This window comes from Collinsella sp. AF23-4AC (assembly GCF_003462685.1).
Classification (GTDB): Bacteria; Actinomycetota; Coriobacteriia; order Coriobacteriales; family Coriobacteriaceae; genus Collinsella.
This window is the reverse complement of record NZ_QRVE01000008.1, coordinates 26,149-50,419: the sequence shown is the minus strand read 5'-3', so window position 1 is coordinate 50,419 and position 24,271 is coordinate 26,149. Positions and strand designations below refer to the sequence as shown.

17 protein-coding genes and 1 tRNA gene are annotated in these 24,271 nt (G+C 61.8%); 9 read left to right on the top strand and 9 right to left on the bottom strand.

Annotation, left to right across the window (positions count from 1 at the left end):
• The first annotated feature begins 135 nt into the window (after positions 1-135).
• Positions 136-1,488 (top strand): ATP-binding protein, encoded by a 1,353-nt coding sequence (locus tag DWY05_RS05935; protein WP_117820976.1) that lies wholly within the window; start codon positions 136-138, stop codon positions 1,486-1,488.
• Positions 1,489-1,561: 73 nt separating this feature from the next.
• Here DWY05_RS05935 and DWY05_RS05930 read toward each other — a convergent pair whose 3' ends face one another.
• The 3 genes from DWY05_RS05930 to DWY05_RS05920 form a co-directional block, all read right to left on the bottom strand.
• Positions 1,562-3,058, bottom strand: a complete 1,497-nt coding sequence (locus DWY05_RS05930) for a hypothetical protein (RefSeq protein ID WP_117820977.1) — start codon at positions 3,056-3,058, stop codon at positions 1,562-1,564.
• Positions 3,059-3,296: 238 nt separating this feature from the next.
• Entirely contained in the window at positions 3,297-4,304 is a 1,008-nt protein-coding gene (locus DWY05_RS05925) for a DUF5692 family protein (RefSeq protein ID WP_117820978.1), read from the bottom strand.
• A 63-nt stretch (positions 4,305-4,367) separates the two neighbouring features.
• A complete protein-coding gene (locus DWY05_RS05920; protein WP_117820979.1) occupies positions 4,368-5,030 on the bottom strand; it encodes a TetR/AcrR family transcriptional regulator in 663 nt (220 codons plus the stop codon).
• 189 nt (positions 5,031-5,219) lie between these two features.
• On the opposite strand from DWY05_RS05920, the gene DWY05_RS05915 reads away from it, so the two are divergent.
• From DWY05_RS05915 to DWY05_RS05880, 8 genes are all read left to right on the top strand, one after another.
• On the top strand, positions 5,220-7,997 hold the full coding sequence (locus DWY05_RS05915; protein ID WP_199409580.1) for an FAD-dependent oxidoreductase: 2,778 nt from the start codon (positions 5,220-5,222) through the stop codon (positions 7,995-7,997).
• A 96-nt stretch (positions 7,998-8,093) separates the two neighbouring features.
• Positions 8,094-8,522, top strand: a complete 429-nt coding sequence (locus DWY05_RS05910; RefSeq protein ID WP_117820980.1) for a hydrogenase maturation nickel metallochaperone HypA — start codon at positions 8,094-8,096, stop codon at positions 8,520-8,522.
• A 366-nt stretch (positions 8,523-8,888) separates the two neighbouring features.
• Positions 8,889-10,007 (top strand): IS1249 family transposase, encoded by a 1,119-nt coding sequence (locus DWY05_RS05905; protein WP_117837221.1) that lies wholly within the window; start codon positions 8,889-8,891, stop codon positions 10,005-10,007.
• Between the two features lie 263 nt (positions 10,008-10,270).
• Positions 10,271-11,260 carry a PTS sugar transporter subunit IIB gene (locus tag DWY05_RS05900; protein WP_117637934.1) on the top strand — a complete coding sequence of 330 codons (990 nt, stop codon included), beginning with the start codon at positions 10,271-10,273 and terminating at the stop codon, positions 11,258-11,260.
• A gap of 18 nt (positions 11,261-11,278) precedes the next feature.
• Positions 11,279-12,097 carry a PTS mannose/fructose/sorbose transporter subunit IIC gene (locus DWY05_RS05895; protein ID WP_089573274.1) on the top strand — a complete coding sequence of 273 codons (819 nt, stop codon included), beginning with the start codon at positions 11,279-11,281 and terminating at the stop codon, positions 12,095-12,097.
• A 16-nt stretch (positions 12,098-12,113) separates the two neighbouring features.
• A complete protein-coding gene (locus tag DWY05_RS05890; protein WP_117564942.1) occupies positions 12,114-13,034 on the top strand; it encodes a PTS system mannose/fructose/sorbose family transporter subunit IID in 921 nt (306 codons plus the stop codon).
• A 120-nt stretch (positions 13,035-13,154) separates the two neighbouring features.
• Positions 13,155-13,553, top strand: coding sequence for a DUF956 family protein (locus DWY05_RS05885; protein ID WP_117736764.1), 399 nt, complete (start codon positions 13,155-13,157; stop codon positions 13,551-13,553).
• 114 nt (positions 13,554-13,667) lie between these two features.
• Positions 13,668-13,743, top strand: a tRNA-Arg gene (locus DWY05_RS05880).
• A gap of 278 nt (positions 13,744-14,021) precedes the next feature.
• Here DWY05_RS05880 and pknB read toward each other — a convergent pair.
• From pknB to DWY05_RS05850, 6 genes are all read right to left on the bottom strand, one after another.
• Positions 14,022-15,983 carry a Stk1 family PASTA domain-containing Ser/Thr kinase gene (gene pknB, locus DWY05_RS05875; RefSeq protein WP_117797276.1) on the bottom strand — a complete coding sequence of 654 codons (1,962 nt, stop codon included), beginning with the start codon at positions 15,981-15,983 and terminating at the stop codon, positions 14,022-14,024.
• 132 nt (positions 15,984-16,115) lie between these two features.
• A complete protein-coding gene (locus DWY05_RS05870; protein WP_117820982.1) occupies positions 16,116-18,986 on the bottom strand; it encodes an FtsW/RodA/SpoVE family cell cycle protein in 2,871 nt (956 codons plus the stop codon).
• Positions 18,987-19,002: 16 nt separating this feature from the next.
• A complete protein-coding gene (locus DWY05_RS05865; protein WP_117820983.1) occupies positions 19,003-20,937 on the bottom strand; it encodes a Stp1/IreP family PP2C-type Ser/Thr phosphatase in 1,935 nt (644 codons plus the stop codon).
• On the bottom strand, positions 20,934-21,350 hold the full coding sequence (locus DWY05_RS05860; RefSeq protein ID WP_006235180.1) for an FHA domain-containing protein: 417 nt from the start codon (positions 21,348-21,350) through the stop codon (positions 20,934-20,936). Before DWY05_RS05860 ends, DWY05_RS05865 begins: the two co-directional genes overlap by 4 nt.
• Before the next feature lie 6 nt (positions 21,351-21,356).
• Positions 21,357-22,367 carry an FhaA domain-containing protein gene (locus DWY05_RS05855; RefSeq protein ID WP_117564937.1) on the bottom strand — a complete coding sequence of 337 codons (1,011 nt, stop codon included), beginning with the start codon at positions 22,365-22,367 and terminating at the stop codon, positions 21,357-21,359.
• A complete protein-coding gene (locus tag DWY05_RS05850; protein ID WP_117820984.1) occupies positions 22,364-24,217 on the bottom strand; it encodes a serine/threonine-protein kinase in 1,854 nt (617 codons plus the stop codon). The genes DWY05_RS05855 and DWY05_RS05850 overlap by 4 nt, the downstream gene beginning before the upstream one ends.
• Between the last annotated feature and the right edge of the window lie 54 nt (positions 24,218-24,271).

Genomic DNA, 24,271 nt, shown 5'->3' with positions numbered 1-24,271 from the left:
CCGTTCGACATCCTCCGGGAGACCAGTAACAGAAAAATTTGCTTACCAATTAATCAAGATACGCATAAATCTTGCTCTCCTGCTAATCAAGAATCGATATAATCTTGATTAGCATATAAGCAAGATTGGAGAATCATGGCATTCAACGACTTGGTGGCCCAGAAAATAAAGGACTTTGAGCAACAAGGAGTTCCACAGGTCTTTGAGCGCGACCTTGATCTGGGAAACCCGCAGGAACCCAAGCGCGACAACATCGTAAATGTGATTGTGGGAGCCCGTCGTTGTGGAAAGACGTATCGCCTGTATCAGGAGATGCAGCGGCTTCAGGGTCAAGGTATCGACCTTGACCGGATGCTTTATTTCAATTGTGAGGATGAGCGCTTGCGTCCGTATGAGCCGTCGCTGCTAGCGGACGTGCTCGATACATTCTATGCGCTATATCCTGCTGCTCGAACCGAGGGTGCCTACATTTTCTTCGATGAAATCCAGGAAATTCCCGAATGGGGTGCGTTTCTGCGGCGTGTGGTCGATACGGAGAAAGCGACCGTCTACGTGACGGGATCTTCTTCTAAGATGCTGTCCTCGGAACTTAAGAGCGAGTTCAGGGGCCGCTCTCTTGTGCGAGAGCTGTTTCCGTTGAGTTTTTCGGAATACGTCCGATATAAGACGGGGAGCGTTCCTGAGTCGAACGCGCCCTTCTCCTCAAGCGCTGCAGCGTTGCTCCGACACCATCTGGTCGGATATCTCGAGCGAGGGGGATTCATCGCGACACTTGAGCAGACGCCCGCAGACGCGATTCAGCTGCTACAGGAATATGCGTCGCGAACGGTCGCTATGGACGTTGTGGAGCGTTACGACGTCAAGAGCCCTCGTTTGGCCTCACTGTTTCTGACGCGGTGTATGGCATCTTCGGGACGAGAGCTGTCGGTGAACAAGGTGTACAACGAGTTCAAGAGCAGGCAGATACCCGTCAGTCGTAATTCGCTCAGCGACTTACTTGAGTATTACGAGGACGCCTACCTGCTGTTTTCTGTGCCGGAGTTTACGCGTTCACTTGCAAATAATACGCGGTCTGCGTCTAAAGTCTACGCTGTCGATCCTGCGATGTTTGGAGCATTCTCTCCCGCATCGGCATTGGACCAGGGCCAGAGGCTCGAGACTGCGGTGTTCAATGCGCTCAGAAGAAGGACTCCTGCGGTGCGGGTCGGTTCGGTCTGCCGCCTACTGGTCAAGGAGAAGAATAAAAGCCATGAGGTTGACTTTGTGGCTGGGGATGCACTTCTCATGCAGGCTTATAGCCTGACTCAGGTGAGTGTGGATATGGCAAGCGAGAAAACGCGCGAACGCGAAATTGCAGCCCTCGATGCCTCGATGGCCCAGTTTGATCTTGGCGAGTCGGTAATCGTTACTATGGATGAACAGGCCGATATTCCATGTGAACACGGTGTGGTACACGCTGTGCCCGCATGGAAGTGGCTCCTTGCCTAATCATCTACGGATCTGTGGGGCCAGGACCTCCTGGCCCCTTCATCACGGTTGGGGAGTACCATGATGCGCCCGGCTAGTCCTGGGCCTTGATGCTCGGCAGCAGAATCTGGGCGATGTAGTCGCATTCGAGTTTGGTCGCGGCGTCGGCTTTGCCGTCTTTGCCGACCAGTACGTTCTTGATCTGGCTATACGTATAGCGGTTGCCGGTCGTAAGCTCGACAAGCTCAATGGCCGTGTCCATGGGGTAGGTTGACACGGGATTCTGCGTCCGTCCGTTGATGGTCTGGGGCACCACGTACGGATAGATGGGGCCGCTGGCGTAGACGGTGTAACCGTTGCCTAGGTTGGCCGCACCCAAAACCGTATCGCCCTCATCGGGCGTAAAGCTCTCGCCCTCGCGCACCGCGACGAGCGTCACAATCGGCGTATCGCTGTCGCCGGCAAGATAGATGCATAGCGTGCTGCCATTTTGCCAAGTCTCGACCTTGCCGTACCACTCGACGGGGATATCGAGCTGGTAGAGGTCGGTTGCCTTGTGACGGGCGTCGGCATCACGGGCCGCCTGTGCCTTTTGCGCGCTCACGGCATTGACGGCGGCGTCGCGCCGCGCGGTTGCCGCCTGCTGGAGCACCTTGGCGGTGGCGGCGGAGCTCGCGCCTCCCTCCTCGGCATATTTGGCGGCGGCATCGATCTGGTCGTCGGTTACCGTGTCGGCCGAAGGCACCTTGAGCTTAAAGGCGGCCTGGCTGCTTAGGTCCTGTCCGTCGCTCTTGATCGTGACCTGCGCCTTGGTGGTCGGCACGGTATAGACGGTGCCGTCGGACGCGATGGGGGAGGCGGCAATGGAGAGCGTGTAGTCACCGGGTAGCAGTTTGATGCCACGGCCATGCTCGTCAACATAGAGTGTTTCGCTCACGGAGGATCCGTCAGAATCCTGGCCACTCACTTGTACGGGAATCTTGGAGCCGGCGGAACAGTCGAGCCCTGCGGCATGTACGCCAATCTGCACCGACATCATCGTGTGGGCATTGGCGGCGACAGTGGCAGCCTGCTCTTGCTGATATCCGTTCCAGGCAGCATAGCCTGCGCCGCCGGCGACGAGCGCGACGGCCACAACGCCGGCAACCATCAGGTTGCGGCGCTTGGGCGACATCTTGCGATGGCGAACCTCGGCCTCGCGTGCCGAAGGAACGGACGGTAGGGGAATATCGCCCATGGCGATGGTCTCGTCCACGGCAGGCGCAGAGCCTAAGCCAGGGAGCTCGCGGGTCAGCGAATCTTCGGCCGGCAAGCTGTCGAGCAAGATGGTTTCCTCGCTCATGTCAGATTCGGTCTGGTCGTCGGCCTCACATTCGGTGTCTTCGTGATCTACCTCATCTTCGGTAGGCTCAACGTCGTCTGCATCCTTACCATCGGACTGCGTCCCGGCTTCCGGCTCATCCTGCGCATCAACGCTCGAATCGTCAAACGCAATCTCGGCCAGCGCGATCTGGTCTAGGCTCTCCAGGGCCTCGGCACACGCTTCTGCATCTTGGACCGCATCCTCTTGGCCCATCGTCTCATCTTTCATATATCCCCCAAGCTCAATATCGGGACAACAATGTACCCAAAATTGGGGTCACATAGGGCTGTCAGTCGGTTGGAAATCTGATTTTATCTGTGAGAGAGGTTTTGCATATCGTGCGTGAATGCGCGCAACAACAAAAAGCCCCGGAAAGCGGGCGAATCGCTTTCCGGGGCTGCGCATGACGCGCGATTGTGGCGTCGGCTAAGCTTGCCTACATCCAAATGTGGGCGGAATAAACACGTTACTCGGCGTGTGCGTAATCAACCTTGGCGCGGCGAGCGGTAGCCTTCTCCCAATCGCTGGTGCCCTCAAAGACATCCTGCTTGTAGGGATTGCGGCCGAGCTTCTTGGCACGGTAGGCGACGTAGATAATCGCGGCGATGTTGGCGACCAGTGCGGCGATCGAGACCGCGGTAGCGGCGCCGGGGTCGAGCGTGGAGTGGGTCACAAAGATGGACTCCTCCTGGAAGTAGGGGAACACCTGGGCAAACATGCACCAAATGGCCAGCGTAAAGGCGCGGTTCTGGATCCAGCCGCCCTTGTTCCAGATAAAGGCGGCGACGGTGGGCGCCAGCAGCAGCGCAAAGCCGCAGAACCAGGAGTGGGTGGGCAGGCAGTTGTAGGTGTAGCAGAAGTTCCAGATATCGTAGGCGATGATGTAGACCCAGGTCATGTCGGGCCACAGCATGTCGGTCTTGTCCTCGGAGGCGTAGACGCTCCACCAACCGGTCATGCAGAAGATGTTGATGATACCGGCGATGCCGTTGAACACGTTGTTCCAGCCGGCCAGCTGCGTAGCACCTTCGGAGGTGACCCAGGTGGACTGGCCCAGGACAAAGAAGTGATAGGCACTCTCGAAGTCGGACACGACGGCGATCATGATGTTGATGGCGACGATCACAAACGGCCATGCGCGGAACCAATGCGCCTTGCCGATCTTGCCCCACTGATACTTAATGGCGATGAAGCCCCAGCAACCGGCCAGCGCCGCGTATACCTTGGCGTAGTGGAACCAGCTGTTCTGGTACACATGGGTGGGGTTGGTGAGCGCCCACTCGGCGCCTTGTGAGACGCCGATGGCGATGGCGACGCAGTAGATGGTCATGGCCAGCGGAGCCACGCCAAAGATGATGGCCGCGCCCAGCTTGGTGCGGCGGCCGACCTCGTTGAGCACGATCAGGCCAATAAAGACCATGGCCCAGCCGGCCCAGTGGATAAGGGTATCGCTACCCCAAACATCGAACAGCATGCTGCTCTCCTTTCACACGCCCGCGGCCCCTCTTCCGATCGCGGGCAGTTTGGCCAAATGTCGTCAGTTCTGGGGCTTGCGCTCCGGATACTTGGCGGTATAGCCCTCGATGTGGAGTGTCGAGGCGATGATTTCCTTGACCGTCTCGTCGGGCACATCGGGGTGCGTGCGGATATACATCAACAGTCCCATGATGAGGGTGTAGAACGTCTCGTAGACATGGTCGATGCGTAGCTCATGATGGGCGACAAAATCCACCACGGTGGTGTCGCAGATGTACTGAGCCACTCGCTGAACCACGTTGTGCAAAAAGCCGCCGTAGAGCGCGCCACTGCTTGAGGTGAGCGTACTCGGCAGTTCGTGGCCGCTGGCGACCAGACGCTTAAAGAGCGGGGCGACGGTGTCGAGCGCGCCCTCGATATCGCCGACGGTGCGGCCGGCGTTCCACTGCTCGAGCTCGGAGATAAAGCCGTCGATTGCCTCGTCCATGACAGCGGTGACGGCGGCGTCCATATCGGCAAAGTAGTGGTAGAACAATGAACGCGTGCAGCCGGCTCGCTTGGTCACAGCCGATACCGATAGGTGGGACACGCCCAACTCGGAGCTTACGGTGCGCACGGCATCGAGGATCTCGCGACGGCGTTCGTCGCCCGTCAGGCGCTTTGCCGCGCTATCGGATGCGGGGACGGCATCGACCACAGAGGTACCTGCTGCGTTGTTGCCCATGTTTTGCCGCCTTTCATCCTCTTTTGCCGGACCGTTCGCCTAACAGTCTTGAATATTGTTGACGGTTCGTCAATACTATTTTTGACACAATGTCAACAATGGCGGGTGAACGGCATGGGGGCATGCCCGGCCTGCAAAAAAAGAGGGGTGCCGCGGCCTCGTCGGGCTGCGGCAAGAGAAGGGACAACCATGATTCTCAACGGACCGGGAATTAGCTACACCGAGCCCGATATCGGTTCGGAGTTCGTGCCGCCGCTGCCGGAGCATCCGCGCGAGGCAATCGTCAAGCTGTGCGAGCACTGCACCAACCGTCTGCTGCATCGCGACGAGCTGCTGGGCTACGAGTACTGGTCGTTTGCCGAGGCCGCAACCGACGAGCAGGCCGAAGTGCTCTGCAAGATGAAGATGCGCCGTCCCTATACGCTGCCCGAGATGGTCAAGCTCACCGGCATGCCCGAAGCCGATATCGAGAAGATGCTCGACGACATGAGCTACACGGGTCTGCTCGAGTACAACTGGGAAAACCCCGAGCGCGCCAAGCAGTGGGTGCTGCCCATGCTGGTGCCGGGTTCCGCCGAGTTCCTCAACATGCGCGTGAGCCAGCTCGAGGAGCACCCGGTCTATGCCAAGTTCTTTGAACAGGCATCCAAGGGCCCGCTGTCCCGCGCCACGCCGATGGTGCCGCCCGGAGGCGCCGGTATCGGCATGCACGTCATTCCGGTCGAGAAGGCCATTGACGCCGCAAGCACCTCGGTGCCTATTGAGCATATCGAGCATTGGCTCGACAAATACGAGGGTAAGTATGCCGCCAGCACCTGCAGCTGCCGCGCGAGCCGTCGCGTGATGGGCGAGGGCTGCGCCGATGACCCGGCCGACTGGTGCATTGCCGTGGGCGATATGGCCGACTACGTGGTCGAGACCGATCGTGGCCATTACGTGACCCGCGACGAGGTTTACGACATCTTGCGCCAGGCCGAGGACAACGGCTTTGTGCACCAGATCACCAACATTGACGGTGAGAACAAAATCTTCGCCATCTGCAACTGCAACGTCAACGTGTGCTACGCCCTGCGCACCTCGCAGCTGTTCAACACGCCCAACCTGTCGCGCTCGGCCTATGTCGCCAAGGTCGAGAAGGACAAGTGCGTGGCCTGCGGTCGCTGCGTTGAGGTGTGCCCGGCCGGCGCCGCCAAGCTGGGCCAGAAGCTCTGCAGCAAAAAGGCCGGCGGACAGGTGCCCGAGTATCCGCGCCAGGAGCTGCCCGACGCTACCAAGTGGGACCACACCAAGTGGTCGCCCAACTACCGCAATGACAACCGCATCGAGACGCATGAGTCCGGCACCGCGCCCTGCAAGACGGCTTGCCCCGCGCATGTCGCCGTTCAGGGCTATTTGAAGCTCGCGGCTCAGGGTCGCTATGACGAGGCACTGGCACTCATTAAGCGCGAGAACCCGCTGCCCGCTATCTGCGGCCGTGTGTGCAACCGCCGCTGCGAGGACGCCTGCACCCGTGGTCGCGTGGACGAGGCCGTGGCCATCGACGAGGTCAAGAAGTTTATCGCCCAGCGCGATCTGGACGCCGCGACCCGCTATGTCCCACCTGTGGTGACCCCGACGCGTGCCGGCGGCTTCGACCAGAAGATCGCCATCATCGGCGCCGGTCCGGCCGGTCTGTCCTGCGCTTTCTACCTGGCCGAGAAGGGCTACAAACCCGTCGTGTTCGAGAAGAATGAGCGCCCGGGCGGCATGCTCACCTACGGCATTCCCAGCTTTAAGCTGCAGAAGGATGTTATCGAGGCCGAGGTCGAGGTTATTCGCCTGATGGGTGCCGAGTTCCGCTATGGCGTGGAAGTCGGTCGCGACGTGACGCTCGACGAGCTGCGCGCGCAGGGCTTTAAGGCCTTCTACGTTGCCATTGGCTGCCAGGGCGGCCGCCTTGCCGGCATTCCGGGCGAGGATGCCGAGGACGTGACCGTGGCCGTCGACTTCCTTCGCGAGGTTAACAGCGGCAAGATCGACGCGCTGCCCGGCCGCACCATTGTGGTGGGCGGCGGCAACGTTGCTATCGATGTCGCGCGCAACGCCTGCCGTTTGGGTTCCGAGCACGTTGAGATGTTCTGCCTGGAGAGTGAGGCCCAGATGCCCGCCAGCGAGGAGGAGCGTCGCGAGGCCATCGAGGACGGCGTGCACATCAGCTGCGGTTGGGGCCCCAAGGAGGTTCACCTGGACGAGGCCGGTCATGTGCGCGGCATCACCTTCAAGCGCTGCACGCGTGTCTTTGACGACGAGGGCCGTTTTGCGCCCGAGTACGACGAGAACGACCTGCGTCGTGTCGATGCCGACCGCGTGGTCATGTCCATCGGCCAGTCCATTGTGTGGGGCGACCTGCTGGCTGGCTCCAAGGTGGAGCTTGGCCGCGGTCAGGGTGCCCTTGCCGATCCTCGGACCTACCAGACCGCCGAGCCAGACATCTTTGTGGGCGGCGACGTCTACACCGGTCCGAGTTTTGCCATCGATGCCATCGCCGCCGGTCACGAGGCCGCCGTGTCCATCCACCGCTTTGTGCAGCCGGGCTCCACGCTCACGATCGGCCGCAACCAGCGCCGCTACACCGCGCTTGACCGCGACGACGTCGTGATCGAGAGCTACGACAACGCGAGCCGCGAGGTTGCCCATGTGGACCGCGAGCGCGAGAAGGCCGCGCCGTTTAGCGAGTACGTCGAGACCTTTACCGAGGAGCAGGTGCGCGCCGAGACCGCCCGTTGCCTGGGTTGCGGTGCCTCGATCGTCGACCCCAACAAGTGCATCGGCTGCGGCCTGTGCACCACCAAGTGCGCATTCGACGCCATCCATCTGGATCGCGACCGCCCCGAGTGCTCAACGATGGTCAAATACGAGCAAAAGCTCCCAAGCCTGGGCAAGTATGCTTTGAAGCGCGCCATCAAGATTAAGTTCGGTCGAAAATAGGTAACCATGGCGGGTAAGGGGACGGCGCAGACTAGATTTCGCCGTCCCCTTGCTTTGAGTTTGCATCGAATCAACCTCTGCAGAAAGGGTTTCGCCTTGCATGAATTGGGAATCGTCTATCACATCATTCGCGATGTCGAGAATGTGGCTCGCGCCAACGGCGTAAGTCGCGTTTCGAGCGTGACGTTGCTGTTGGGCGAGGTCTCGGGCGTCGTTCCCGACTTGCTGCTCGACGCTTGGCGCTGGGCAGCGGATAAAAAGCCTATCACCGAGGGCTCGGAGCTTATCGTGGAGCCCGTTGAAGCCGTGACACATTGCGAGGCGTGCGGCCGCGACTACGCGACGGTCGAGCACGGCAAGACCTGCCCTTATTGCGGCAGCGGCGAGACATACCTGCTGCAGGGCCAGGAGGTCATGATCAAGCAGATCGAGACCCCCGACGAGGACCCGGCAGACGCTGCCCCCGACGGCCTCTCCGACGCCCCCGATGCCGTCGACGCCGCCAACCCCCTCCACATCGCCTAACTTAGTCATTGGGGACGTTCTTAAACGACTAGTCATTAAAGAACGTCCCCAATGACTATTCTATTTTGACGGTTTGCTAAAGCATAACTAACGAAATTAGTCAAGTCACGTCTGTTTAAACAAAATATCGAAGAGTCAAGCAGGTTCTTATCCGATTTAAATCGGTATTAATGAATGCTGGGCTTATAGGACAAAATGTGTGTCCACTTTAGGGGCATCGGCGCAGGTCGATGCCCCTTTTTCAGCCGTTTAAATTCCGTGCCCGCTTTTAACCGCCCGGACAGAATGTGTGTCCGGTTGCCTATCGTTCCCGCCGGTAGATACCCTTTTCCGGAACCGTTAAACACCCTTTCGGAAGAGGTGCCCATGAAGGCCGTTTATTGCCCCTACTGCGGCGGTCGGACCAAGCGCAACGGCAGGACCTCATCGGGGTCCCAGCGGTGGAGGTGCACGGCCTGCGGCGCGTCGACGACGCTGAGGTACGACGACACGGCGGCGAGGCTCGAGGAGTTCCTCGGGTGGCTCCTCTCGAAGGACTCGCAGGCCGCGATGCCGGGCGGCGGGCGGTCCTTCAGGCGCAGGACGGCCGAGTTCTGGGAGGTCTGGCCCATGCCCGTCCCCGACGGCGAGCTCCACCGCGTGCTCTACGCCGACGGGATCTGGGTCGCGCGCGACCTCGTGGTTCTCATATGCTGCAGCGGCGAGAGGGTGGTCTCCTGGTACATGGCCAGGTCGGAGAACTCGAGGGCGTGGTCGGCCCTCATGGCACCGATCCCGGCGCCCGAGGTGGTCGTCACCGACGGCGGGAGCGGGTTCGCCAAGGCCGTGCGCGAGACCTGGCCGCGCACCAGGGTCCAGAGGTGCACCTTCCACGCCTTCTCGCAGGTCAAGCGCTACACGACGACGCGGCCGAAGCTCCAGGCGGGGCGCGAGCTCTACCTCATCGCGCGCGACCTCATGGGCATCGAGACGCTGCACCAGGCCGAGCTCTGGGTCGAGCGCTACCTCGACTGGTGCGGGTTCTGGGCCGACTTCCTGGAGGACAGGACCGTGGTGGACGGCAGGAGGGTCTACACCCACGAGAGGCTGAGGCGGGCGCGCTCGTCGCTGTCGTCGCTGGTGTCGGCGGGGACGCTGTTCACCTACCTCGACCCCGCCCTGGCCAAGGCCGGACCGCTGCCGTCGACCAACAACATGATCGAGGGAGGGGTGAACTCGCAGCTGAGGGCCGTCCTGCGCAACCGCCGGGGGCTGACGTCGGTCAAGCGCGTGAAGGCGGTGTTCTGGTGGTGCCATGCGCACTCCGGGGACTCGAGGACGGCGCGCGAGAAGCTCGCCGCGATGCCGACCGACGCGGACATCGACTTCCTGTTCAGCGTCTACTCCGCCTCGCCGTCGCGCGAGGACGGAGGGCCGGAGTGGGGCGACAGGGCCGTGTGGGAGGACCTCCACCACAGGGACCCGTACCCGTTCTGGCTGGATTAATGGATGGAAACGGATGTTCTATCGGGACACACATTTTGTCCTATAAGCCGAATGCTGTGCTTATATCTGTTTTCTAAGATGGTCAAACTAATTATGTTTAGCGAGGAATAGCTGAAAACCAGCGATGTAACCAACTTGTAACAAAGCAGGACGTTTAAACAAATAATCCAACCGTTCACATTTTTTCCTATAATTTAGCCACGCTTGCGGCTATACTCTTTTTTGTCGTGTAGGAAATACGTAGACAAAAAGGAGGTTATGTGATGGTAAGTATTGTTCTTGCTAGCCATGGTGACTTGGCGGCTGGAATCAAGCAGACGGGCTCGATGGTCTTTGGCGATCAGCCGTCTGTAGCCGTGGTCTCGCTCGAGCCGAGCATGGGCCCCGACGACTTCCGAGCCAAGGTCGAGGAAGCAGTCGCTTCCTTCGAGGACCAGGAGCAGGTGCTCTTCCTCGTTGATCTGTGGGGCGGCACGCCCTTCAACCAGATCAGCGGTCTCATCGAGGGCCATGATTCCTGGGCTATCGTCACCGGTGTCAACCTGCCTATGCTCATCGAGGCATATTCGCAGCGCTTTGACGCAAAGAACACTGCACATGCGATCGCAAAACATCTCGTGACTGAGGCTAAGGCCGGCGTGCGCGTCAAGCCCGAGTCTCTGGAGCCCGAGGAGAAGAAGCCGGCTGCGGCCGCCGCTGCTCCTGCGGGTGCCATTCCTCCGGGAACGGTCATCGGCGATGGGCACATCAAGATCGCCCACGTCCGTATCGACACCCGTCTGCTGCATGGTCAGGTGGCCACCACGTGGACCAAGCAGATCAACCCCAACCGCATTATCGTGGTCTCCGACGGCGTTGCTCACGACGAGCTCCGCAAGACCATGATTGAGCAGGCTGCCCCTCCGGGAGTCCATGCTAACGTCGTGCCCATCAAGAAGATGGCCGAGGTCGTCAAGGACACGCGCTTTGGCGACACCAAGGCCATGCTGCTGTTCGAGAACCCGCAGGATCTGCTCAGGGCCATCGAGGCCGGCGTCGACATCAAGGAAGCCAACATCGGTTCCATGGCCCACTCCAAGGGCAAGGTCGTCGTCACCAACGCTGTCGCCATGGGCGATGACGATGTCAAGACCATCGAGGCTCTCAAGGCCAAGGGCGTCAAGTTCGAGGTCCGCAAGGTTCCTTCGGATTCCTCCGAGGATCTCGACGCCATGTTGAAGAAAGCTAAGGCCGAACTGGCCGCTCAAGCATAGTAAAGGAGGGTCCGATACATGTCTGCAATCACTATTCTGCTTGTTGCGATTGTCGCGTTGCTTGCCGGTATGGAAGGCATTCTGGATGAGTTCCAGTTCCATCAGCCGCTCGTGGCATGCACGCTTATCGGTCTCGTAACCGGTCACCTTCAGGAGGGCATCCTCCTGGGCGGTTCGCTCCAGATGATGGCCCTTGGCTGGGCTAACGTCGGCGCCGCCGTCGCGCCTGACGCCGCTCTGGCCTCGGTCGCTTCTTCGATCATCATGGTGCTCGCCCTCAACGGTGGCGCCACCGATTCGGCCAAGGCCGTTACCGCCGCCATCGCCGTCGCCGTCCCGCTGTCGGTCGCTGGTCTGTTCCTGACCATGATCTGCCGTACCCTGGCTACCGCTATGGTTCACGGCATGGACGCCTGCGCCGAGAAGGGCGACTTCGCCGGCATCGAGCGTTGGCAGTACGCCGGCATCCTCATGCAGGGTGTTCGTATCGCCATCCCGGCAGTACTTCTGTGCATCATCCCGGCCGAGGCCGTTACCAACGCGCTTAACGCTATGCCCGATTGGCTGTCCGGCGGCATGGCTGTCGGCGGCGGCATGGTCGCTTCCGTCGGTTACGCCATGGTCATCAACATGATGGCCACCAAGGAGACCTGGCCGTTCTTCATCCTCGGCTTTGTCCTTGCTGCCATCCCTCAGCTCACGCTGATCGCCCTTGGCCTCATCGGCATCTCCCTTGCCCTCATCTACCTTGGCCTTAAGGATCTGGCCAAGCAGGGTGGCGGCATGGGCGGTGGCTCCGGTGACCCGCTCGGCGACATTCTGAACGATTACGAGTAGGAGGGGAGTGATACATATGGCAGAGAACAAGATTCAGCTCACCAAGGCTGACCGTAAGAAGGTTTGCTTCCGTCATCAGTTCCTTCAGGGCTCGTGGAACTACGAGCGTATGCAGAACGGCGGCTGGTGCTTCGCAATGATCCCTGCGATCAAGAAGCTCTACACCAGCAAGGATGACCAGATTGCCGCTCTTAAGCGCCACCTGGAGTTCTATAACACCCACCCCTATGTTTCCGCCCCCGTCATTGGCGTTACCCTCGCCCTCGAGGAGGAGCGCGCCAACGGTGCTCCGATTGACGACGTCGCCATTCAGGGCGTCAAGGTCGGTATGATGGGCCCGCTCGCCGGCGTCGGCGACCCCGCCTTCTGGTTCACCCTTCGCCCGATTCTGGGCGCACTGGGCGCTTCCCTGGCCCTGTCCGGCAGCATCGCCGGTCCGCTGCTGTTCTTCTTCGCGTGGAACATCATCCGTTACGCCTTCCTGTGGTACACGCAGGAGTTTGGCTACAAGGTCGGCTCCTCCATCGCCAAGGACCTCTCCGGCGGTCTGATGGGCAAGGTCACCGAGGGTGCTTCCATCCTGGGTATGTTCATCATCGGCGCCCTGGTCGAGCGCTGGGTGTCCATCTCCTTCACCCCGGTCGTCTCCAAGGTCACGCAGTCCGCTGGCGCCTATATCGACTGGGCCAACCTGCCCGCCGGTTCTGAGGGCATCAAGCAGGCATTGACGATGTACAGCTCTGTCGGTGCCAACGCACTCGACCCGGTGAAGGTCACCACGCTTCAGGCCAACCTCGATCAGCTCATCCCCGGCCTTGCCGCCGTGTGCCTGACCCTTCTGGTCTGCAAGCTCCTCAAGAAGAAGGTCAGCCCGATCGTCATCATCCTGGCTCTCTTCGCCGTCGGCATCATCGGTCGCGTCTGCGGCTTCATGTAAGCACGCTTCGGCTTAAGACCGAGAGTTGCTAGGCAAGGGCTTTTGAGCCATTGAAACGGACCGCACCCGGTGGGTACACTGGATGCGGTCCGATTGTTTTTATTGGAGGGCGAGGCGCGTATGGCGCAATCTCAGAACAGCACGGTCGATTTGGCAACGCCGGCAACCTGCCTGATGGGGCTTACCAGTCACGGTAACGTGATGGTGGGCAATAAGGCGTTTGAGTACTATAACGAGCGTAATCCCGAGGATTATATCCAAATCCCGTGGGACGAGGTCGACTATATTGCCGCCGAGGTTTTGCGCGGCACCAAGAAGATTACGCGTTTTGCCATCTTTACCAAAGAGAATGGCCACTTTACGTTTTCGACGCGCAATGACAAGGAAACGCTTCGCGCGGTGCGTAAGTACATTGACGAGGACAAGCTCGTTCGTTCGCCCGACTTTATCGATGTGACGGCCAAGGGCGCCAAGAGCATCCCCTCCGTCATCAAAAGCCTCTTCCATAAAGGCGACTAGTCGCCTGGGACGTTCTTAAACGACTAGTCATTAAAGAACGTCGCAGACGACTATCTCGAAGAGTGGCTATGCGCTGCATGGTAGTGGCGCAAATCTGCTACACTAGTACAACATGCCTCCGTAGCTCAGGGGATAGAGCACCGCTCTCCTAAAGCGGGTGTCGACGGTTCGAATCCGCCCGGGGGCACCAGAGGAATATCGAGCCCGGTACCGCTACGGTGCCGGGCTCTTCTGGTCTAAGGGCAGGATTCGGACCGTCGACACCCGCGTCACTCATTTCCCCGCGGGGGGAGTTTTCGAATCCGCCCGGGGGCACCAGAGGAATATCGAGCCCGGTACCGCTACGGTGCCGGGCTCTTCTGATTCATGCCATGTCAAAAATGAAGCGCCCGCTTGCTGGGGGAGCAAGCGGGCGCCTGTGAGCGAATATGTTTGCGGCGAGAGCCGTAATGAGCGGTTGGGTTGCGACTAGTTGGTCGTACCGGAATCGTCGCCCGTGCTCGTGCCTGAACCCGAACCCGAGCCAGAAAGTGCAACCGTCAGCGTAATCGTGCTGTCGGTGGACTGCTTGCCGGTGGGGGAGACGCCCGTGACGGTGGCGTTTTCGTTGCCACTCACGGGGTTGCCGTTCTGATCGCAGAATGCGATGTTGTAGAACCCGGCGTTGTTGAGCGCGGTGACGGCCGCGGAGATGCTCTTGCCGTACAGGTTGCCCGGAACGCTGGCCTTGCCGGACTTCTTGGCAATGACGACGGTAATCGTGGCGCCAGGCTTCTGCTTGCCGCTGGGGTTCCAGCTAATCACGGTGCCCTCGGTAACCGAATCGTTCTCCTGGTAGCTCACGTCGACGCCAAAGCCTGCCATATCGAGGGCGTTGCGCGCCTGGGCCTCGGTCATGTCGGTCAGATCGGGGACGGAGGTGGTGTCAGGACCGCTGGAGACCTTGTACGAGATGGTCGTGCCCTTCTCGACTTCCTTACCGGGTTCGGTGCCCTGCTCAAAGACCTGGCCCTCATCGGCCTCGTTGGCCTCCTCGGAGGCGTTGCCCTTCAGGCCAACGCTTGCCAGCGCGGCTTCTGCCTGGTCCTTGGTCAGGCCGACAAGCCGGGGAACCTCAACCTTCTCGGAGGGCTTGGGGCCCTTGGAGATTACCAGGTTCACCTTGGTGCCCTTGGCCTTCTTGGTTTTGCCGTTGGGCGTCTGCTCGGCGACCTTGCCCTCGTCGATATCGTCGTTGTAGCTTTGGTCGATGGTGCCGACCTCGAGGCCGGCTTCCTTGATCTGCTCGACGGCAGTCTGCTGGTCCTTGCCCAGCACATCGGGTACGGTGACCTGCTCGCCGCCAAAGAGTCCTGTGGCAAAGGCCACCACGATACCGATGACGGCAACGGCTGCCACCACGGCGGCGATGATCTTGTTCTTGTTGGATTTGGGCTTTTCGACCTCGTAGGAGCCGGTGGAGCCCGAAACCGAGCTACGGGCGGTATTCTGGCCGCTCACGCCCGAGACGGGACGTACCATGGCGCGCGTCTGATCGGAAAGCTCGCGAGTCTTGGTGGCGCCCAGTTCACCGGGTGCACCGATGATGCGCGTGGGCTCCGAGATGTTGACGGCACGGCCCGACAGGTAGCTGTTGAGCACCTGACGAAGCTCGTCGGCGGTCTGGAAGCGGTTTGCCGGGTCCTTCTCCATGCACTTGAGGATGATGCGCTCAAGGTCGGCGTCGACACCGGAGTTGATCTGACTCGGCGGAATAGGCAGCTCGTTGACCTGCTTGAGTGCGACTGAGATGGCGTCATCACCGTCAAAGGGCACGCGGCCGGTGGCGCACTCGTACATCACGACGCCCAGCGAGTAGATATCCGAGGTGGGGCCGAGGTCCTGACCACGGGTCTGCTCGGGACTGACGTAGTGGGCGGTTCCCAGCACGTTGTTGTCTTGCGTGAGGTGGCTGTTCTTGGCGCGCGCGATGCCAAAGTCCATCACCTTGATGTTGCCGTCGGGCAGCACCATGATGTTCTGCGGCTTGATGTCGCGGTGGATGATCTCGTGCTTGTGGGCGACCGAAAGCGCGGAGCTGATCTGCGAGCCGATCTGGGCGACCTTCTTGGGGTCGAGGGCGCCGTGGCTCTTGATGCCGCTCTTAAGGTCGGTGCCGCGCAGGTACTCCATGACGATGTAATAGGTGTCGCCGTCCTTGCCCCAATCGTAGACGCCCACGATATAGGGGGAGGAGAGACCGGCTGCTGCCTGGGCCTCCTGCTTAAAGCGTGCGGCGAAGGTTGCGTCGCCAGCATACTGCGGCAGCATGATCTTGACGGCTACCGTGCGGTCGAGGACCTGGTCCTGCGCACGGAAGACGGTCGCCATGCCGCCTGTCCCCACCTTATCCTTGAGGAGGTATCTTCCCCCGAGGACCCTCTGTTCCATTCCTGCTCCTAACATAACTATTCGCTCAACGATGTGTGTAGTACCTACGATGTGGCCGCTGGGGCCGTGTGGCGCGTTGCCGCTAACTCTTCGGCCGCGGCGCGCCTCGGGTGTCCGATTCAATCATGGGCATCACGCTCCCTGTGCGGCGAGCGCCGCGGTCAGGACGATGCCGGCAATCTTGGCTGCCTTGACGTCGTGTTTGTCGTAATCCTCCAAGGCCACCGAGATGGCGACCGTGGGTGAATCGTAAGGTGCAAAGCCAACGAACATCGAGTTGACGTTGGTGCCGCCGGTCTCGGCCGAGCCGGTCTTGCCGGCGACCTTGACGCCGGGGACCTGGGCATCGGTGCCGGTACCGGACTGGACGACGGCGAGCATGGCCTGCTTGACCTGGTCGGCCGTGGCGGAGCTGACGGCCTGACCCAGCGAGCGGGACTGCGTGGTCTTGACCACAGTTCCGTCCGGGGCGAGTACCTGGGCTACAAAGTACGGGTCCATGACTACGCCGCTGTTAGCGATGGCGGCGGCAATCACGGCGTTTTGCATGACGGTGGTCTGCGGCCCGGGCGTGTGGTCCATGCCGACAGGCTGGCCGGCGCCGGCCCAGGCGGTCTCCCACTCGGTCATGAGCGACGGGTCGGCCATGATGGAGGCCGCGGAGGTCAGGTCCTGGCCGAGCTTTTGGCCGTAGCCAAAGGCGTTGGCAAACTGCACGAGCGTGTTTGCGCCAACTTCGTTTGCCACTTGGCCAAAGACGACGTTGGAAGACACGGCAAAGGCCTGCTGTAGGCTGATGGTGCCGTAGCTCTCGTTGGCATAGTTGGTGACCGGCGCGTTGCCGATGTCCATGGAGCCGGGCGCCTGGTAGGTGCTGGTAAGGCTGGCGGTGCCGGTCTCGAGTGCCGCGGAAAGCGTAACGACCTTAAACGTGGAGCCCGGCGTGTACAGCGCGTCCATGGCGCGATTGTACATGGAGCCGTCCTCGCCGCCGCCCGCCTGCAGCAGGGCGTCGATGTTGGTGTTGTCATAGGTGGGCGAGCTGGCGCATGCGAGCACCGCACCGGTACGCGGGTCGATGACCACTACAGCGCCCTTAAAGCCCTTGAGCGCCTGCTCGGCCGCCGTCTGGATACGCGAGTCGATGGTGAGCTTGGCGGTGTTGCCCGGCTGGGTCTGGCCCGCGAGCGACGCGATGGCGTTGTTCCAGCTGGAGTAATCCTTAGAGCCGGTGAGCGTGTCGTTCATGACACTCTCGATGGCGGTGGTGCCATACTGCTGGCTCACGTAGCCAACCACGTGCGCTGCCAGGTTGCCGTTGGGGTAGGAGCGTACGTAGGTGCCGTCCTCCTGCTGCAGCGACTCGGCCAGCGTCACGCCGTCGGACGTGATGATGGAACCGCGCTGGATGTACTTGGAGCGGGCGATAGTGTGGTTGTTGGTCGGCATATCCTGATAGTCCTTGGCCTTGATGACCTGGACATAGGTGAGGTTGCCGATAAGGATGGCGAACAGCGCCGTAAAGGCGAGCACCGCACGGGTTAGACGGTTGGCGAGCGCAACGCGGCCGAGCACACCGGATTCAGGCGTGTCGAGCAGGCGACGGCGCATGCGCGAGCCGACGGAATGGCTGCCGCTGCCGTAGGAAGACGAGGTGGCAAAGCGCGTGCCCGTCGGGGCGGCGGCGGATGCGACCTGATCATCGGTGATGGCGGTCATGGTGCCGGTGCCGGTAAGCTCGGCCTCGCGTCCGGTCGCTTCGTCACCGGCGCGCAGCAGGAGCGCGACGATGATAAAGCTTGCCAGCAGCGAGGAACCGCCCTGGCTCATAAAGGGCAGGGTGACGCCGGTCAGCGGGATCAGGCGGGTAACGCCGCCCACGATCAAGAAGGCCTGGAAGCTGATGGCGGCCGTAAGGCCCGTGGCGCTAAAGGCGGCGAGGTCGGATTTAGCGCGGGCAGCCGTGGTGAGGCCACGCACGGCAAAGAGCATAAACAGGATGAGCACGGCGCCGCCGCCCAAAAGGCCCATCTCCTCGCCGATGGCAGAGAAGATAAAGTCGGACTCGACGACAGGGATGTTGTTGGCCATGCCGTTGCCGATGCCAACACCGACCAGACCGCCATCGGCAAGCGAGAAGAGCGACTGGACGATCTGGTAGCCCTGGCCCTGGGCGTCCTTAAACGGATCGACCCAAACCTGGAAACGCACCTGAACGTGAGACAGGAACTTGTAGGCGCCCACGGCTCCGACGGCTAAGAGCGCAAGGCCGATAACGACATACGAAAAGCGCCCCGTGGCAACGTAGAGCATCAGCAAGAAGATGGTGTAGAACAGCACGGCAGAACCCAGGTCGCGTTCGAAGACGACGACGAGCAGGCACACACCCCACACGGCAAACAACGGCAGCAGCAGTCGCAGGCGAGGGATCTTAAAGCCCAAGATCTTGCGGTTGGAGATGGAGAGCAGCTCGCGGTTCTCGGCCAGGTACCCGGCCAGGAACAGCACGATAAAGACCTTGGCGAACTCGCCGGGCTGGATGGTAAAGCCTGCGATGCGAATCCACAGCTTGGAGCCCGAGATCGTGGTGCCGATAAAGATAGGCAGCATCAGCAGAATGATGCCGATAATGCCAAAGGTGTACTTGTAGCGCATGACCACGTCGAGGTTTTTGACCAGTGCAAGCGTTCCCACCATGAGCGCCACCGAGACAAACAGGATGATGAGCTGTGAGATGGCGAGAGCGGGGGCGAGACGCGTCACGAACGTGATGCCGATGCCCGAAAGTATAAATACGATGGGTAGGATGGCGGGGTCGGCGCCGGGCGCCAAGATGCGCACGGCGATATGTGCCGCGGCGAAGGCGGCAAAGAGGCCGATCGGCACGGCGAGCGTCTCAAAGGAGATGGCGGCGCCCGCGGTGAGCACGTACATCGCATACAGCAGGATGACGGGGAACGCCGAGGCGATGAGCAAGAGCAGTTCGGTGTTGCGGCGACTCATAAGCGGCACTCCCTTTCTAGTTCTTTTCGGAGGCTTCGGCCTCGGCGGACTGTTCGGCGGTTTTCTCGGAATCTGATTCGGAGGTCGATCCCTGATCGGTGTTGTCGCGAATCGTTTGCGCGTCGATCACCTGGCGGGTCTGTTCCTCGTCGATCTGGTGGCGGTACTTGGATATCGTGTCCTGCGCATCGTCGACACTTGTTTGCGGAATGCCCGCCTTGAGGCGGTTTTGCGTGTCTTCGGGCAGGTCGGACAGCTTAATACTGGTTTCGCTCTCGAGCCAGTGGAGCTTGAGTCCGAGCGGCTTGCCGGGCAGGCCGCGCCAGACGGCGACATTGCCCTGGTAGGTACCCAGGTAGTACGAGCCGGTGACACCCGTGTAGGCCCAGATGCCAGCTGCCAGCACAAAGACGAGGGCCAGGATGGCGGCGATAGTAATGTTGCGGCGACGCACGCGTTGCGCTTCGCGCATAACGCCATCGTCAACCAGGTCAACGACTACTACGGTCACGTTGTCGTGGCCGCCGGCGGCAAGCGCCGCGTCCACTAGGTTGTCGACACAGATTTGCGCGGTTGAGGACTGCGTGGCGATGTTCTCGATATCGCTATCGGGAATCATGCTCGAAAGGCCGTCAGAGCACAGGATCAGGCGGTCGCCTTCCTCGATATGCAGAGTGAAGTGGTCGGCATACATGGCGGGGTCCGAGCCCAGCGCACGGGTGATGACCGAGCGGTTGGGGTGGACGCGAGCCTCGTCTGCCGTAATCTCGCCGGCGTCCACGAGCTCCTCCACGTAGGAGTGGTCGCGGGTCACGCGGATGAGCGTGCCCTCGTGGAGCAGGTAGGCGCGAGAGTCACCCACGTGGGCGATGGCGAGCGTGTCGTTTTCGATATAGGCGCAAGTGGCTGTGCAGCCCATGCCGGGCTTGCCCAGGCCGTTCAGGGCCGCCTCGATTACGGCGGCGTTGGCTGCCTCGACGGCTGCGGCCAGGCGTGCTGCGTCGGCGGACTGCGGGGCCGTCTTGGCAATAGTCTCGACGGCGATGGAAGAGGCTACCTCGCCGGCGGCGTGACCGCCCATGCCGTCGCATACGCAAAAGAGCGGCGACTGCACCAGGTAGGAATCCTCATTGTGCGGGCGTACGCAGCCAACGTCAGAGCGGGCGCCCCACATGAGTTGCGTGGTGGTGCCGGCATCATAGGTCGAGTCGGTCTCGATGCGCTCTTCGGTCAGGGGCTCAAAGCTCATGGTCGAGCCGGGGTCTTTGAGCTTGGCCTCAACGGCGGCAACGTCGATCTCGGCTGTGTCACCGGGAGAGACGGTGTCGGTCTCGGCGTTTGATTCGGAATCGCCGGTGTCCGGGGAGCCGGGCTCTTCGGACGCGCAGGCGGTCGACTCGTCGTCTTGCGGGCTGACGTCTATAGGCTCGGGCGTCGCAAAGTGCGACGGCGCGGGTGTGCTTTGCGACTGGGCGGCGGGCTCGGTCACGGCATCGGACTCGCTTGCGGGCGCAGGCTGCGGGGCCTTGGGTGCAGGGCCGTCCTCGGGGGATGGCCCCGCCTCGGGCGCCGGCGTAGACGCGGGCGCAACCTCGGATGCCGGGGCTATGGGAAACGCCGGCGCGGCGGGCTCGGGTGCCGCAAACACCGCAGCGCTCTCGTTGATTGCCGCGGCGACAGGCTCTGCAAAGTGAGCTGGCGCCGAGGTTGCTTCGGGCGCTGTGGGCTGTTCCGCGGCATGTGCGCCGATGGGCGCCGCTACGGTATCCTCTTCGTCCTCGTTATCGGCGAGATCCGAAATATCATGCGTTACATGCGAAAGAGGCAGGGAGAACACGGTGTCCTCGGGTTCCACGGGTGCGGAGCCCGCCGGAGCGGCGTGGGCCGGCGCAGCTGTGGCGGCAGCCGGTGCCTCGGTCATAGTCGCGGACTTGTTCTCCTCGTCGATCATCGACGGTTCACCTTCATGACCACGTCGCCAATCTGGACTTCGTCGCCCTCGCGCAGCGTTGCGGGCTCCACAAGCTGGCGGCCGTTGACGAGCGTGCCGTTAAGCGAGTTGAGGTCCTCGATGATGAGCGCCGGGCCCTGCAGCGAAAAGCGCGCATGCGAGGCCGAGACGAACGGTTCGTTGATGCAGATGTCCGAAGATGGCGAGCGACCGACGATGACGGGGCCGAGCATGTCTACGTGGATGCCGCGGATACCGCGCGGACCCTTGTCCACATCGATCGTCCAGATAGCCGAGTCGCGACGCTGCCCGCGCACAAGTCCCACGCCGGTCTTCATGACGGCGAACAGGAAGATATAGAGCAGAGCGACCAGGACGATGCGGCCTGCAAAAAGGACGATATCGATGTTCATAAGAGACTATCCCCTAAATTCAAAGGTGCTCAGGCCAAACGTCAGCAGATCGCCGTTGCGCAGCGGGCAGCGCGTAATGCGGCGGTTGTTGACGAGTGTGCCGTTGGTGGAATTGAGGTCCTCGATCGACCAATCCGAGCCCGTAAAGGTGAGCTGGGCGTGGCGGCGCGATACGTTGGGGTCGCGCAGGGCAATATCGGAAACTGAGCGCTCGCGACCGATAGTCACCTGTGCGGAGGTGATGCTATGGCTCTCGCCGCTCACGACGTCGACGAGCTGGGCGAGCGGGCGCTGTGGGGCGCGAGTGCTCGCCATGTTGGAGGCGATGCCGGCTGCGGCGCCTAGGCCCACGGCGGCACCGGTCGCGGCGGCTCCGCCCATGCCGGCAAGCGCGTCGCGCGAGACGGTCTGCGGCACCGGGATAGGAGCGGCGGGGTCGGGGACGCTAGGCGCGAAGGGATCTGCTACGGCAAGCGGGTCAGGAGCGGCGGCGCGAGGCGTCGGCTGCTGCTGGGGCATGGCGGCGGGGCGCTGCGGCTGCGGGGCAGCAAACTGCTGCTGGCCGGCGCGCGGGGCGCTGGCGGCACGGCTTGCCGCGGAGTTGTTTTGGCCCAGACCGTTTTGATAGGCGCGCTCTTCTTCGTACAGGCGGCCGAGCGTGGGGGCATCGACGTTCTCGGCAAAGACCGAGAACTTGCCGGCGCGCAGCTGCGGATCGATCATAAAGCGCACGAGGGGCTCGCCGACAAAGACATAGCGGCGCTTTTCGGCCTGCGCTTTCACAAACTCGCGGACCTCGCGCGAAAGCTCGGGGTAGAACGGGGCGAGCATGGGATCGTCGTCGGCGGCGATCAGGATGGTATAGAGTGCCGGCGCCGTGTTGACGCCATTGATCACCAGAGTCTGATCCTCCATGTCGCGAGCGGCCTGCTTGGCAAGCTTCTTAAAGGAGAACGGGGCACGGGTGGCACCGAAGATGCCGGCCACGTGGTCCTCGAAGATGTTCAGGAAGTTCACGAAAGATCACTCTCCGTATAGGTTCTTTGGTATCCGAGCAAATATAGGCATATCCCAACGATTATAGAGGATAGGGTTCCCGCAACTGCCGCCTTGGCGGCGACCGCGGCTGCAAGGCTGGCAATTTCCATATGGTGTGCAAGACAGGACGCCGCTGCGCAGCCGATGCCGGCGACAGCGATGGCGGCGATTGCGGCAAGGTTTGAGCCCTGATCGGCACGCTTGGCATGGGCATTGAGCAGCGCAGATGACGCCGCGGCAGTTGCCGCTACCAGCACAAAGGCAGCCCAAAGGAGTGGGTCTCCCAGCGCTGCGGCAACGTTACCGAGCCCCAGCACGCCTCCGGCTGAAAGCGCGACCGTCGCCAGACGGGCAAAAAGCACGCCCATGCCCGTTGCCGCGGCGGCGCTTGCCGGGCCGAGCCAAAATGACGCGACGCCGGCGGCGACCCCAGCTGCCAGGAAGGTATTGCCAGTCAGACAGCCAAGCGCGAGTGCACAGGTGAGCGCGGCGCTCGCGGCAGCCTCGGTGCGACCCCAGGCGATCCACCAACCGGACATGGCAGCGGCAAAGACCACCGCGACGGGCAACATCGACAGGATGCCCTGCGCCTGCATGGTGGCGTTGGCCATGAGCACCAAAAAGCCCACAGCCGAGATGGCCGAGCCGATCTGGGGGGCCAGGCCAGCCGCCGCTCCGATCGCGATAGCCGCAATGACCAGGCCGGGAAGCGCCGCGACCCCGGCCGTTTGCATCAGCAAAAAGCTAAAGGCGCCGCACGTTAGCGCCGAGATAGCGTGCATGGTGTAGTCGCGCGCATGGCTCCAGCGCGTGCCCGCCCAGCCGAGCGCGGGGTCGACCTCGATGGCGTCGTCCTCGTAGTACGACGGCTCGATATCGTCGAGCTCCTGCTCGTCATCCGAAAGCTCGCCAACCATTTGCTCCAGACTGCGACGGCCCTCGCGCACGCTGCCCAGACCGGCAAGGAGTTGGTCGCAAAATGCCTCGATGCTGTTGGGGCGGTCCTGCGGCATGGGGGAGAGCGCGCTCATGAGCGCGGCCTCGGCTCCCGGGGGAAAGTGTGGTATCAGCTCGCTGGGATAGGTGGCGCCGCCGATGATGCGGTCGAGCGAGTCGGCGGGCGTGGCCGCCATAAAGGGAGCGCTGCCGCACAAGCCCTCATAGATAACGCAGGCAAGGGCAAAGACATCGGCGCGTTCGTCGACCGTGCCGGTCTCGATATCGAGCTGCTCGGGCGGCATGTAGCCGATGGTGCCGCCGCGCGAGCCGCCAAAGCCACCGGCGGACGACAGTCGCGCCATGCCAAAGTCGGTGAGCTTTACATTGCCCGAGTGGTCGATGAGCACGTTGGCGGGCTTAATGTCCAGGTGGAGTACGCCATTGCTATGGGCGAAGGTGAGCGCCTGGCCCAGGGCATCGGCAATGGCCGCGGCCTCGTCAAAGGTGAGCGAGTGGCCGTCCACGCGATGCAAAAACTCGGCCAGCGACATACCGTCGACATACTCCATGACCAGGTAGGCATAGGCGGTGTCATGCGTAAAGTCGATGACCTGCACGATATTGGGATGTTGAAGCATGGCGGCAGTGTGCGCCTCGCGCAGGACATCCATGATGTCGCTGGCGGGCATGCCGGCGCCGTTGATAAGGGGGATGCGCTTAATGGCGACGCGGCGGCGCAGGTGCGTGTCGCGGCAAATCTCGATGGAGCCAAAACCGCCGGTCGCAAGTGTCTCGAGCGGCTGGTACCGCTTGAGCAGCTCGCGAGAGCTGGTGCCCTCCAAAGGAACGTCCGGCGAGAACCGGGCGGTATGTTGCGAGAAAAGCGGCATGGCCAACCCTCGTGCGTTTAAAGTTCGTTTGCGAGCGGCGGGCACGGAGCGGGG

Bases quoted from the DNA above. Each gene is read 5' to 3' on its own strand.
- DWY05_RS05935 (WP_117820976.1), top strand. From the start codon at position 136: ATGGCATTCAACGACTTGGTGGCCCAGAAAATAAAGGACTTTGAGCAA.
- DWY05_RS05930 (WP_117820977.1), bottom strand. From the start codon at position 3,058: ATGAAAGATGAGACGATGGGCCAAGAGGATGCGGTCCAAGATGCAGAA.
- DWY05_RS05925 (WP_117820978.1), bottom strand. From the start codon at position 4,304: ATGCTGTTCGATGTTTGGGGTAGCGATACCCTTATCCACTGGGCCGGC.
- DWY05_RS05920 (WP_117820979.1), bottom strand. From the start codon at position 5,030: ATGGGCAACAACGCAGCAGGTACCTCTGTGGTCGATGCCGTCCCCGCA.
- DWY05_RS05915 (WP_199409580.1), top strand. From the start codon at position 5,220: ATGATTCTCAACGGACCGGGAATTAGCTACACCGAGCCCGATATCGGT.
- DWY05_RS05905 (WP_117837221.1), top strand. From the start codon at position 8,889: ATGAAGGCCGTTTATTGCCCCTACTGCGGCGGTCGGACCAAGCGCAAC.
- DWY05_RS05900 (WP_117637934.1), top strand. From the start codon at position 10,271: ATGGTAAGTATTGTTCTTGCTAGCCATGGTGACTTGGCGGCTGGAATC.
- DWY05_RS05895 (WP_089573274.1), top strand. From the start codon at position 11,279: ATGTCTGCAATCACTATTCTGCTTGTTGCGATTGTCGCGTTGCTTGCC.
- DWY05_RS05890 (WP_117564942.1), top strand. From the start codon at position 12,114: ATGGCAGAGAACAAGATTCAGCTCACCAAGGCTGACCGTAAGAAGGTT.
- DWY05_RS05885 (WP_117736764.1), top strand. From the start codon at position 13,155: ATGGCGCAATCTCAGAACAGCACGGTCGATTTGGCAACGCCGGCAACC.
- pknB (WP_117797276.1), bottom strand. From the start codon at position 15,983: ATGGAACAGAGGGTCCTCGGGGGAAGATACCTCCTCAAGGATAAGGTG.
- DWY05_RS05870 (WP_117820982.1), bottom strand. From the start codon at position 18,986: ATGAGTCGCCGCAACACCGAACTGCTCTTGCTCATCGCCTCGGCGTTC.
- DWY05_RS05865 (WP_117820983.1), bottom strand. From the start codon at position 20,937: ATGATCGACGAGGAGAACAAGTCCGCGACTATGACCGAGGCACCGGCT.
- DWY05_RS05860 (WP_006235180.1), bottom strand. From the start codon at position 21,350: ATGAACATCGATATCGTCCTTTTTGCAGGCCGCATCGTCCTGGTCGCT.
- DWY05_RS05850 (WP_117820984.1), bottom strand. From the start codon at position 24,217: ATGCCGCTTTTCTCGCAACATACCGCCCGGTTCTCGCCGGACGTTCCT.